Here is an 11,888-nt window from a genome sequence, read left to right on the forward strand (position 1 = left end):
CGATGCAAACCAATTTCAAGCCAGAGCAACTCAACGATCCGGATGTGAAGGAGGCCGAGCGCATCCTGCGCCGTTGCGTCCATTGCGGTTTCTGCACGGCGACCTGCCCGACCTACGTCGTGCTGGGCGACGAGCGCGACAGCCCGCGCGGCCGCATCTACGCCATCAAGGACATGCTTGAGAAAGGCCTCGACGCGAAGCCCGAAATCTCGACGCACATCGATCGCTGTCTTTCGTGCTTCTCTTGCATGACGACCTGCCCATCGGGCGTCGATTACATGCATCTGGTTGAAGTGGCGCGAAAGCATATCGAGAAGACAGGGCATCGTAGCCTGAAGGATCGCCTCATCCGCCGCGCCTTGACAGAAATCCTGCCGCATCCGCGCCGCTTCCGCTGGGCGTTACGCGCAGCCCCGCTCGGCCGTCGTCTGGCGCCAACGCTGCGCAAGTTGAACTTTCCCGAACTCGCCGCGATGGTCGAACTCGCCCCTCAGCACAGCCCGAATGCCGGACGCTTCAAAGGTCCCGGTACTGCGTCGCCGACAGGCGTACGAACCGGCCGCGTCATAATGCTCGCCGGCTGTGCCCAGCAGGTGCTGCGGCCCGAGATCAACGACGCGACGATCCGGCTGTTTGCGCGTGGCGGCGTCGATGTCGTCGTCTCAGCGGGCGCGGCGTGCTGCGGCGCCTTGAGCCAGCACATCGGCCAGGAGGAAAAGGCGATCGCAGCGGCCAAGATCAACGTCGATGCCTGGAGCAAGGAAATCGCCAAGGGCGGCGTCGACGCCATCATCATCAACACGTCGGGCTGCGGCACGACGGTGAAAGACTACGGCCACCTGTTGAAGCACGAGCCCGACTACGCCGAGCGGGCTAAAACCATCTCGTCGATGACTAAGGACGTGACGGAATTCCTAGATCAGTACGACATCGGCGCTCCGAAGCGTTGGTCGAGGCTTAAGGTCGCGTATCACGCCGCCTGTTCACTGCAGCACGGTCAGCGCGTGACGACGCAACCGAAAGCGCTATTGAAGAAGGCTGGATTTACCGTGCTTGACGTTCCGGAAGCGCATCTATGTTGCGGCTCGGCGGGCATCTACAATATTGTTCAGCCGGAGATCGCAGGCGCGCTGCGGGATCGCAAGGCCGGTCACATCAAGTCGTTGAAGCCCGACGTTGTGGCGGCCGGTAACATCGGTTGCATCACGCAGCTCGGGACGGCTCTTGAGGTTCCGGTCGTGCATACGATCGAGCTGCTCGATTGGGCGCATGGCGGCCCGGTTCCACCAGGCCTCGAAGCGCTTGAGAAGTATTCGACAGACGTTCCGCAGCCGAAGAACACAGTTGAGGATTATATCGGCGCATGACCCCCGCACCCCCAGTTACCAAGTCCCGCGAGCTTTTAAGCGACAAGCTGAAGGCCCACATCCGCGGCAAAGCCAAGCCGGTTGGCTCGCTCGGACGGCTCGAAGAGCTCGCCCTGCAGATCGGCCTGATCGCCGGATCGACGGCGCCCGATCTCGGCAATGCAAAGATCGTGGTCTTCGCCGCCGATCACGGCATCACGGCCGAAGGCGTGACGGCATATCCCTCCGTCGTCTCCCGCGAGATCGCGAAGTTCGTTCTCTTGGGCTCCGCTGGCGTCAACGTGCTCGCGCGCGCGGCTGGCATCGGCGTTGAACTCGTCGATGCCGGACTGCTCGAACCGCTGCCGCCGCATGAATTATTGACGGAGCGCCGCATCGGCCCCGGCACGAAAAACGCGCGCCGTGAACCCGCTATGTCGGTTGAAGAATGCACCGCTGCGCTCGACGCAGGCCGCATTCTCGATGCACGCCTAGGCACCGAAAATGTCGGCATCGTCGGCTACGGCGAAATCGGCATCGGCAATACGAGTTCGGCGTCGCTGATCGCACATGCCCTGACAGGCCTCGATCTCCGAACATTGGTCGGCCCCGGCGCAGGCGCGCCCGCCCTCGGCCTCGATCACAAATATCAGGTGCTGAAGGAAACGATTGATCGCACCGCCATCGCACCATCGACTGAAGCGGGCCGCACCTTCGAGGTCCTCCGGCAGTTCGGCGGTTTCGAAATCGTCATGATGGCAGGCGCCATGACCGCGGCGGCACAAGCCGGCCGCGTCGTCGTTGTCGATGGCTTTATCTCGACGGCAGGCGCCATTGCCGCGGAAGCGCTTTATCCGGGCACGCTCGACAACTGTGTCTTCGCCCATTGCTCGGCTGAACCCGGCCACGCTGCATTACTCCGTCATCTGCACGTTAAGCCGCTGCTCGAACTGGAGATGCGGCTTGGCGAAGGGACGGGCGCGGCCCTTGCCGTGCCGATCATTCGCGGCGCGGAATTGATGCTGCGCGAGATGGCCGATCTACCGGGCGAACATCCCGAATGATCGCGCATGAGGTTCGGTTCTTCCTCATCGCTCTGCAATTTCTGACGCGCATCCAGGTAAAGCAGATCATTCCTTTTCCCGAGGATTGGCTGCCGCGCTCGGCGAAATATATGCCGCTTGTCGGCGCGCTCATTGGCGCGACCGTCGGCCTTGTCATGCTCGCGGCTACTGTTGTCTTTCCCACATCGGTCGCCGTCGTCATCGGCCTCGTCGCGTCGGTGCTGCTGACCGGCGCGCTGCATGAAGACGGACTTGCTGACACGGTCGATGCTTTCGGCGGCGGGTCGAACGTCGAGCGCCGCCTCGAAATCATGAAGGACAGCCGCATCGGCACCTATGGCGTCCTCGCGCTCATTGCCGTTCTCGCACTGAAAGGAACGTCGCTTGCCGCCATCGGGCCGGTCGCGGTTATCGGCGCGTTGATCGCCGCTTATGCGGGTGGCCGCCTCGCCGCGGTGCTAGCGCTGGCATTTCTCCCCTATGCCGGCGGCGATAACGTCAAGGTCAGCCGCACGCCGGTCCGGATGACGCGCGGCGAACTCATCGTCGCGATCGTGACGGGTCTCACCGTCGGGCCGTTCGTTATGAGCATCGCAGCTTTCCTCGCGGCAACCGTTGTCGCTTTCGCCGCCGCGGCCGTGATTGCGATCCTCGCGCAACGCAAGATCGGCGGTTATACCGGCGACGTGCTGGGCGCCGTCGAGCAGGTTTACGAGACTGCGTTCCTGGCTGTTGCCGCTGCCGTAATCGCAGGCGCCGGCTGATCGTCTTGTCCGCCTCGCGCAGAACTGCTGATCCAAAACGGCACGAGGCAAAGCCGCAGTTCTCATTTAAATGAATGTCGTTCACACGGCGCATTCTCGCCGCGATGGGGGGCGAGTATCCGCTCGCAACGCCAAGAGTGTAGTGCGTAATGGCGACGGCAGAAACGGGGAACGGCGTTTATCTGAGCGCCGGAGGGGAACAGGCGCGGTCGGCGACGCCGGGCGAAAGCCGCTTTGTTGCCGAAATTTTTGACGGTGCCGACGACGCGCTGGCAGCGCTCGAAGTCATTGAAGGCGGCCTCGTCGCAACGGGCTTTCAAACGCTCAACTGGCTTACCGTTTTCTATGACGAAGTCGCGCACGCGCACCGCGCCATGCCGCGTCTTGCTGTCGTAACCGACAGCGAAAGCGATCAGGTTGTTCTGGCTTTGCCGCTCGTTGTCGCGAAGGAAGGTCTGTTGCGCGTTGCGAGCCTCGCCGCTCTCGAAGCCGTGGGCCAAGGCGCGCCTCTTCTTGGGCCCGAGCCGTTGTCCGATCCCGACCGCATTCGCGATATTTGGCGGGCGTTGCGTGCCGCCATCCGCGACGTCGATCTTATCCGCCTCGAACGTATGCCCGCCGAGATTGGCGGTTGCCCGAACCCACTGATTGATCTGTTCGGCAGTTCCACGTCACGTGCTTCGGCGCACCGCCTCGTCATAACGGGCAGCTTCGATGATTATCTGCAGGGACTCGGCAAGAGGTACCGCAAGGACGTGGAGCGCTGCCATCGGCTCTGGCAGAGCGAGGACAATCCGCGCCTCGTCTGTGCCGAGACCGATGATGAGATCGCGCACGTCTTTGCGACGATGGAGGAGCAGCAAGCCGTGTGGCACGCTGCTCGCGGAACCAAGGACATTTTTGCCGAGAGGTCCAATCGCGAATTTTTCGAGCGTCTGGCGTTCGACGGCGCCGACGCCGGGGTGACCTCGCTGTTCGCACTGGAAGCGGGCGGCCGGATCGTTGCCACCCTATTCGGCCTGACCCATGAGGGCGCCTTTTCGCTGCTCTCAATTTCGACGGGCGGCGAACAATGGAGCCACCTTTCCCCCGGCCGCCTCGTTGTGCTCGAAATGGTGAAGCATCTGGTGGCCCAAGGTATCCGCCGCTTCGACTTTGGCATTAACGCCAATCCGCTGAAGCACGGGTTCGGAACCGAGGAAGTCCCTCTTTACGATCTCGTCGTCGCCCAAGACCTCGCGGCGGTGCCGAAAGCACTCGTTCACGAGCTTGCCGTCCAGCTACGCGGCACCTCGCGCCTCACGTCGGCGCTCAAGAGGGCGCTGCCCCGCTTCCGAAGCTGAATTTTGGGCATTTCTGCCCGACTTTCCTCATGCCGGTCGATCCGATATAAGGCGGGCTCACACGCCGGACGCCCGCCAGGGTGTCTCGGCAACTTTTTTATTTGGCCCTGGTTCTCCGATCCTCGTCATGTCCAAAGCAAATACCAACACGCGTCCCAAAGCGCGCCTCGCGAAGGGTTTTCGCGATATCGAAGCGCCCGAGCTGAAGGCGCTCAATGACATGATCGCGAAGATCCGTGACGTCTATGAGCGCTATGGCTTCGAGGCGCTCGAAACTCCTGCGATCGAATATACCGACGCGCTCGGCAAGTTTCTGCCCGACCAAGATCGTCCGAATGCAGGCGTCTTCTCGTTTCAGGACGAGGACGAGCAATGGATGAGCCTGCGCTATGATCTCACCGCGCCGCTCGCTCGTTATGTGGCTCAGAATTTCCAGACCCTGCCGAAGCCGTTCCGCCGCTATGCGTTCGGCAACGTCTATCGCAACGAGAAACCCGGCCCCGGCCGCTTTCGCCAGTTCATGCAGTTCGATGCCGATACGGTGGGGGCGAAAAGCGTCGCAGCCGATGCCGAACTCTGCATGCTCGCTGCCGATACGCTTGAAGCACTTGGGCTGAAGGGCAAATATGTCATCAAGGTCAACAGCCGCAAGGTGCTCGACGGGATGTTGGAGACGGTCGGCGTTGATCTTGCCGACGACACGCGCCGCTTAGCAGTCCTCCGTTCACTTGATAAGCTCGATAAATTTTCTAAGGACGAAGTCGCGCTTCTTTTAGGCCCTGGACGCAAGGACGAATCCGGCGATTTCACCAAGGGTGCTGGACTGAAGAAAGAACAAATTGATGCGCTCTTGGATTTCGTGAGTCAGCCGGCTCTCGAACAGGCCAGCCCTGGCATCGCAGCAAAGCGCACCGGAGGCTTCGAGCCGTCACAGCTCTACGTCGATGGATTGGCCGATCTCAGCGAACTCAAACGCTTCGTGGAGAAAGCCGGATATGAGGGCAAAATTCGAGTTCCCGATTACTCTGTCGTCCGCGGGCTCGAATATTACACCGGCCCGGTCTTCGAAGCCGAGCTGACATTCGAGATCAAAGCCGACGACGGCAAACCCGTGCGCTTCGGTTCTGTTGGCGGCGGCGGTCGCTACGACGATCTCATCGCGCGCTTCACCGGCCAGCAAGTTGCTGCCACGGGCTTCTCCATTGGCGTGTCGCGCCTGCAGGCTGCGCTGTCACTCATCAATGAGAGCAAGATCCAAGCGCTCGGCCCAGTGGTCGTTCTCGTCATGGATAAGGACGCCGACTCGGTCGCCGGTTATCAAGAAATGACGCAAGTGCTCCGCAACGCCGGTATCCGCTCCGAGATGTACCTCGGAAACGCAAAATCATTCGGCGACCAAATTAAATACGCCGACAAGCGCAACAGCCCGTGCGTTATCATCCAAGGTTCGGATGAGCGCGCCAAGGGTGAGGTGACGATCAAGGATTTGATTGAAGGCGCGAAAGCCGCTGCCGCGATCAAGGACAACAAGGAATGGAAAGAGGCACGCCCGGCTCAGTTCTCTGTTTCCGAAGCGCACCTCGTGCAAGAAGTTCACAATCTCATCAAGCGGCACCAGGAATAGCTATGACCGCCCAGACGGTCCAAAATCTCGAAGCGCTGGCAAGCCAAGCGCAGACGATGATGTCGGTCTTTATCAAGGCTGGCTATGACGCCGTCGCGCCGCCGATCATCCAGCCCGCTGACGTCTTTCTCGACGTCATCGGCGAGAGCCTGCGCGCGCGAACATACGTCTTCGCCGATCAGGACGGCGCCGAGCTTTGTCTGCGGCCCGACATCACCGTGCCGACCTGCCGCCTGCACTTGGAGCGTCATGCTGATCCGATGACGCCCGCGCGCTATTGCTACAACGGCCCGGCGTTCCGCTTTCAGCCGCAAGGCGCAACCGCCGCGCACCCGCGCGAGTTCCGCCAAGCCGGTATCGAGCGCTTCGGCGATAAGTCGCGCGAAGTGGCCGAAGCTGAGACAGTCGCGATCATCATCAAGGCCATCGAGAAGACGGGCTTCAAGGACTGGACGATGCGCCTTGGAGACCTCGGCTTGTTTTCGAGCGTGCTCGATGCCGCGGGTCTATCGCCGAACTGGAAAAAGCGTCTCGACGACGCATTTCTTCGGCCGCTTTCGTTCCGAGAAGCCTTGAAAAGTTATGCGGCCAGCGTGCGTCCCGCGTCTTCAAGCATTCCGGAAGAGGTTCTGTCGTCACTCAGTCGCGATGACATGGAGGCAAGCGAAGCTGCCGTTGCCGTCTACCTCGAAGAAGAGGCCATCGAGTTGATCGGCACGCGCTCGCTCACCGACATCACGACGCACCTCATCGACATCGCCGAGGATCGCCAGGAGAAGCCGCTCGACACGCAAACCATCGAGCTGATCGAGCGTTACATCAATGTCTCCGGTCCGGCGATCACGGCGGGCGAAAAGATCTCTGCGCTGATCAAGGAAGCGCCGAACGGTTCTGGCTACGCGCTCGAAACCTACGACCGCCGCCTGGCTCTCCTCGCCAACGCCGGCATCGACCTCGACCGCGTGACGTTTTCCGCCGAGTTCGGCCGCACACTCGCATATTATACCGGCCTCGTCTTCGAGGTGAACGCCGCGGAACTTGGCGCCAAAAGTCCGATCGCCGGAGGTGGTCGTTATGACGGTTTGATGCGCGCCGCGGGCTCGAACGAAGACATTCCGGCCGTCGGCGCGGCGGTTCATTCCGAGCGCTTGCTGGCAGTCCGGGGAGGCAAAGCATGAGCAAGCTGACGCTCGCTATCCCCTCAAAGGGTCGTCTGATGGAACAGACGACAGACATGTTCGCGCGAGCTGGTCTTGTCGTGCGCAAGGTCGGCCACGTTCGCGGCTATCGCGGCGAGATCGAAGGCCTTCCCGGCGTCGACGTCGCGTATGTGTCGTCGAGCGAAATCGCCGAAGCCTTGAAGTCCGGCAGCGTCCACCTCGGTATTACCGGCGAGGACTTGATCCGCGAGAACATCTCCGACGCCGCTACGCGCATTCGTTTCCTGCACAAGCTTGGCTTCGGTTTCGCTGACGTCGTCGTTGCAGTGCCGACGTGCTGGATCGATGTTTCGACCGTGGCCGAACTCGAAGAGATCGCTATTCCGTTTCGCCGCAAGCACGGCCGCTGGCCTCGCGTCGCGACGAAATACATCAACCTGACGCGCCGCTTCTTCGGCTCCAAGGGTTACGGTGATTATCGCATCATCGAAAGCGCCGGCGCGACCGAGGGAGCCCCGTCATCCGGCATGGCGGAGCTGATCGTCGACATAACGACGACGGGCGAAACGCTCCGCGCCAACGGTCTCAAGATTTTGGACGACGGCGTGATCCTCAAATCGCAAGCCAACCTGTTCGCGACGAACGCCGCGCCATGGACGCCGGAACTCGAAGCGCTTTGCGCTGAACTGACGGGCAAGCTGTCCGCCTCGATCCCGGAGAAAGCGACGGCGCGGTAGTTTAGCCGCGAGAGTTGATGGTTGCCGTGGATGGCCGCCTGCGCCGCCATGACGTTGAGAGGCGAGGGTGTCTCGCCGTTTGTCATTCCCGCCGACGTGCAGCGGCGAGCCGGGAACCAGGACGGCACGCGAGATTTACACGCTATCCGCAAGCAGGCATTTCAAGATGCCGTAGTCGTACTGCCCCTGCAGCGCCGCGAAGGCGGGGCCGAGCTTGCCGGTGTCGCGCGTTTCGCATCGCTCGAACGCCGCTTCGATTTCGTCGCGCTCGGCCGGGTCGAGCTTCAGCGCATCGTCCGCAGTGATGAGGCCCGCCTCGATGGCTTCCGCCAGATGACCGTAAACCGTCGACACCTCGATCCCGCGATCCGCTGCGATCGCTTCGGCATCAAGCCCGCGCAGGTGCGCGGCAAGCGTTACGTTGACCGTCGCCGATAAGCGATTGTTCAACGCCGGATGCTTCTTGAATTGCGAGATCACCTCAAGAAACGCCGCGCCGTAGCGCGCGATCTTGCTGGCGCCGAGGCCCATGATGTCGTGCAGAGCGCTTTCCGTCGTCGGCCGCTTCTCAGATAACTCGATCAGCGTCTTGTCCTGCGCGACCACGTAAGGCGGCAGCTTCGCAGACGCCGCAAGTTTCTGGCGCATCGCGCGCAGTGCGTCGAACAGCGGCTGGTTTTCGCGCGCGACTTTGGGGCTCGCCGATGCCGAACGCTTCGACGATTTCGCGCTCTGCCGCGTCACGCGCAAAAGGAAACGCTCCTCGCCGCGCAGCAAAGGCCGCGACCGTTCGGTCAGCACGAGCGAACCGACGCCCTCTTCGTCGATCGAGAGATAGCCGAGCGCGGTGAGCTGCCGGTAAAGCCCTTTCCACGTCGCCTGCGGCACGTCCTTGCCGATACCGTAGACCGAAAGGCGATCATGGCCGTTACGGATGATCCGCTCATCGACGCCGCCGATCAGAACGTCGACGAGATAGGTAACGCCGAAACGCTGCTCGGTGCGATAGACGGCCGAAAGTGCTTTCTGCGCCAGCACAGTACCATCTTCAGTGTGCGGCGGATTGAGACAGTTATCGCAGTTACCGCACGGTTCCGAACGCGTCTCACCGAAATAAGCAAGCAGCGCCTGGCGGCGGCAGCCCGGCATTTCCGCCAGCCCGATCAGCGCGTCGAGCTTCTGCCGCTGCACCTTCTTGAAGGCGTCCGAACCTTCGGATTGATTGATCCATTGCCGAAGCTGCACGATATCCTGGAAGCCATAGGCCATCCATGCGTTCGCCGCTTCGCCGTCGCGCCCGGCACGGCCCGTCTCCTGATAGTAGGACTCGATTGACTTCGGCAGATTGAGATGCGCGACAAAGCGCACGTCCGGCTTGTCGATTCCCATGCCGAACGCGATCGTGGCGACGATAATAAGCCCGTCTTCCGTGAGAAACTTCGACTGCGCCGCTGCACGCAAGTGTGCATCGAGGCCTGCATGATAGGCGAGCGCCTTGCGCCCCTTCGATGACAGCCACGCAGCCGTCTCTTCGACCGACTTGCGCGAAAGGCAGTAGACGATGCCCGCGTCCGTCGGATGCTCGCTCTCGATGAACTGCCACAGCCGCTCGCGCGAGCTGACGCTGCCGAGCTCAGCAATCGTGTAGCGGATGTTCGGCCGGTCGAAGCTTGCGATGAATGCCGCCGCGTTTTCGAGCGACAACTCCGAGATGATGTCCTGCCGCGTGCGCTCGTCCGCCGTCGCCGTCAGCGCCACACGCGGCACGTTCGGAAAACGCTGCGCCAGGATTTTGAGCTGCCGGTACTCCGGCCGGAAGTCGTGTCCCCATTGCGAGACGCAGTGTGCCTCGTCGATGGCAAAAATCGCGATGTCGCTGCGTTCCAGCAGATTGAGCGTGCGCTCCTGCACGAGCCGTTCGGGAGCGACGTAGAGCAGGTCGAGCCCACCGGCAGCGAATTGCCGCTCGATCTGGTCTTGGGTTGCGCGATCCTGCGTCGAGTTGAGGAATGCCGCCTTCACCCCGAGATCGCGCAGGGCATCGACCTGATCCTGCATCAAGGCGATGAGCGGTGAGACGACAATGCCGGTGCCGGGTCGGACGAGGGCAGGGATTTGATAGCACAGCGACTTGCCGCCTCCGGTCGGCATCAGCGCCAGGCAATCGCCGCCGCTGAGGAGCGTCCGGATGATGTCGCTTTGGTGAGACCGGAAACCCTTGTAGCCGAAGACATTTTCAAGGGTCGCGCGAGCGGCCTCCATCTGGCTGTCCGTGGTTGGCGCAAGCGGAAGGGAAAGCGGCGCGGCGCGGGCCGGCATTCGAAAACCTTTGAACTGAACGATCGAAGCCGGAACGCTAATCTGATTCGAGGGCCGGGGTCTCCGCTCATGGCCCGTGCAACTCAAAAAGTCGTTGATTCTATTGAGGGCTTCCCTGATGCCGAAAGGTTGCGACTATTTAACCCTGCGTTCAGGATGAGTTCATGTTTTCCCGGCTATGTTGCTCCTCAAGCTGGTGTCGACACCTCCCCCCGTGCGCACCAGATGCTGCTGAGCCCGACCGAGCCCCAAGACATCCCCCCGTCTTCCCCGCTTGGTCGGGCCGCAGCCTAATCCCCACGGAAAATCAGAACCTTAGGCCTATGCCGAAGCCGGTGTGGCGGCTGTTGCATCCTTCGCGCCGAGGGCGACTCCTATAATGTCGAGCACTGCCGCTCCGGCCTCATCCATGGTGATGGCTCCGGCCGAACCAAGATCTGCAGGAATATGGACGAAGCCTACCGCTCCTGACCCGCGCGCTTCTGCGCTCGCGAGCGATTGATAGAGCACGGCATTGCAGAGATAGCCGCCGGCGTCGTCGGAAACCGTGCAGGACGTGCCATGTGCCCGCAACGCGGCTGCAATCGCAACGTTATCGATGCTGGCGCGGCGTTCCGACGGTCCGCCGGCACACAGTGAGGTCGCGAGCGGTAGCAACCCCGCAGCATCGGGTGCGGCCCGGCACATATTCCCCGCGCATGTCTCAAGCCGAATGCCCAGCTCACCCGATGCCACACCGATATGCAGCGTCAGGCTCGGACGAAAGCGATGCTGTAGCGCCGCGACAAGTTCAGGCGCGCGCCGCCATTCCGTCGGCAGCACCGCAGCGACGAAATGAAATGCCGGAAATGCCCGGCGTGCACGGCGAACGACAACCCTGACAACTTCTCCAGACACATTAACCGGGACACCCGGAAATGGGCCAAAACCCGTCAGCAGGACCGTCGGAGATGAAGCGAACTCGTCGGAATTGGGCATCTGCCGACTATAGCGGCTGTCCGTTACCCCTTGAACGGCCTGGATCGCATGTCTCACGCCTCACCGACGGGCGTCTCACGGCGTCTTCGGAGGCTCCTTGCTGAACACCAGTCGGCCCTCCTCAGCTTTGTTGAAGTATTGGCTCGCGATGAGCCATCCCTTGAGTGGGCGCAGTGGCGGAATGCACGTCAGCAGGATCAACGGCAGGCTGGTGACGAGATGCACCCAGTACGGAGGAGAATGCGCGACCTCCAGCCAGACCGCGAACAAGGCGCTCGGAATACAGGCGAAGCACATTACGAAAAACGCCGGTCCATCGGCCGGATCGGCAAATGACAGGTCCAGTCCGCACACAGGGCAGGCCTTCTTGAGCGTCAGGAATCCGTCGAAAATCTTGCCCTTGCCGCAGCGCGGGCAAAGGCCCCACAGCCCCGTTTTCGTCGGGGGAAGTTCCGGCCATTGATGTTCCGCACACATGATAACAATCCCTTTTTAGTCAGTTTCAGACCACGTGCACACATAATGTATGGCTTATGGGCCGGACATTATAGCT

The 11,888-nt window shown here is 61.7% G+C and carries 10 protein-coding genes; 7 read left to right on the forward strand and 3 right to left on the reverse strand.

What is annotated here, in order from left to right:
- Positions 1 to 2: 2 nt before the first annotated feature.
- The 7 genes from glcF (at position 3) to hisG (ending at position 8,038) form a co-directional block, all read left to right on the forward strand.
- Positions 3 to 1,367, forward strand: a complete 1,365-nt coding sequence (gene glcF, locus RLW55_RS09435) for a glycolate oxidase subunit GlcF (RefSeq protein ID WP_423416264.1) — start codon at positions 3 to 5, stop codon at positions 1,365 to 1,367.
- Entirely contained in the window at positions 1,364 to 2,410 is a 1,047-nt protein-coding gene (cobT, locus tag RLW55_RS09440; protein WP_423416265.1) for a nicotinate-nucleotide--dimethylbenzimidazole phosphoribosyltransferase, read from the forward strand. The genes glcF and cobT overlap by 4 nt, the downstream gene beginning before the upstream one ends.
- A complete protein-coding gene (gene cobS / locus RLW55_RS09445; RefSeq protein WP_423416266.1) occupies positions 2,407 to 3,174 on the forward strand; it encodes an adenosylcobinamide-GDP ribazoletransferase in 768 nt (255 codons plus the stop codon). The genes cobT and cobS overlap by 4 nt, the downstream gene beginning before the upstream one ends.
- A gap of 149 nt (positions 3,175 to 3,323) precedes the next feature.
- Positions 3,324 to 4,517: a GNAT family N-acetyltransferase gene (locus RLW55_RS09450; protein ID WP_423416267.1), complete on the forward strand. Its 1,194-nt coding sequence runs from the start codon at positions 3,324 to 3,326 to the stop codon at positions 4,515 to 4,517.
- Between the two features lie 127 nt (positions 4,518 to 4,644).
- On the forward strand, positions 4,645 to 6,141 hold the full coding sequence (hisS, locus tag RLW55_RS09455) for a histidine--tRNA ligase (RefSeq protein ID WP_423416268.1): 1,497 nt from the start codon (positions 4,645 to 4,647) through the stop codon (positions 6,139 to 6,141).
- A 2-nt stretch (positions 6,142 to 6,143) separates the two neighbouring features.
- The gene (locus RLW55_RS09460; RefSeq protein WP_423416269.1) at positions 6,144 to 7,319 is read left to right on the forward strand and encodes an ATP phosphoribosyltransferase regulatory subunit; all 1,176 of its coding nucleotides are present in this window, start codon (positions 6,144 to 6,146) and stop codon (positions 7,317 to 7,319) included.
- On the forward strand, positions 7,316 to 8,038 hold the full coding sequence (hisG, locus tag RLW55_RS09465; protein WP_414463878.1) for an ATP phosphoribosyltransferase: 723 nt from the start codon (positions 7,316 to 7,318) through the stop codon (positions 8,036 to 8,038). The genes RLW55_RS09460 and hisG overlap by 4 nt, the downstream gene beginning before the upstream one ends.
- 135 nt (positions 8,039 to 8,173) lie before the next feature.
- Here hisG and recQ read toward each other — a convergent pair whose 3' ends face one another.
- The 3 genes from recQ to RLW55_RS09480 all read right to left on the reverse strand — a co-directional run bounded on the left by recQ (position 8,174) and on the right by RLW55_RS09480 (position 11,812).
- On the reverse strand, positions 8,174 to 10,357 hold the full coding sequence (gene recQ / locus RLW55_RS09470) for a DNA helicase RecQ (RefSeq protein ID WP_423416270.1): 2,184 nt from the start codon (positions 10,355 to 10,357) through the stop codon (positions 8,174 to 8,176).
- A 321-nt stretch (positions 10,358 to 10,678) separates the two neighbouring features.
- Positions 10,679 to 11,335, reverse strand: coding sequence for a pyroglutamyl-peptidase I (locus RLW55_RS09475; protein ID WP_423416400.1), 657 nt, complete (start codon positions 11,333 to 11,335; stop codon positions 10,679 to 10,681).
- Between the two features lie 75 nt (positions 11,336 to 11,410).
- A complete protein-coding gene (locus RLW55_RS09480; protein ID WP_409560981.1) occupies positions 11,411 to 11,812 on the reverse strand; it encodes a DUF983 domain-containing protein in 402 nt (133 codons plus the stop codon).
- Between the last annotated feature and the right edge of the window lie 76 nt (positions 11,813 to 11,888).

The organism is Hyphomicrobium sp. B1, from assembly GCF_049532635.1.
Lineage (GTDB): Bacteria > Pseudomonadota > Alphaproteobacteria > Rhizobiales > Hyphomicrobiaceae > Hyphomicrobium_B.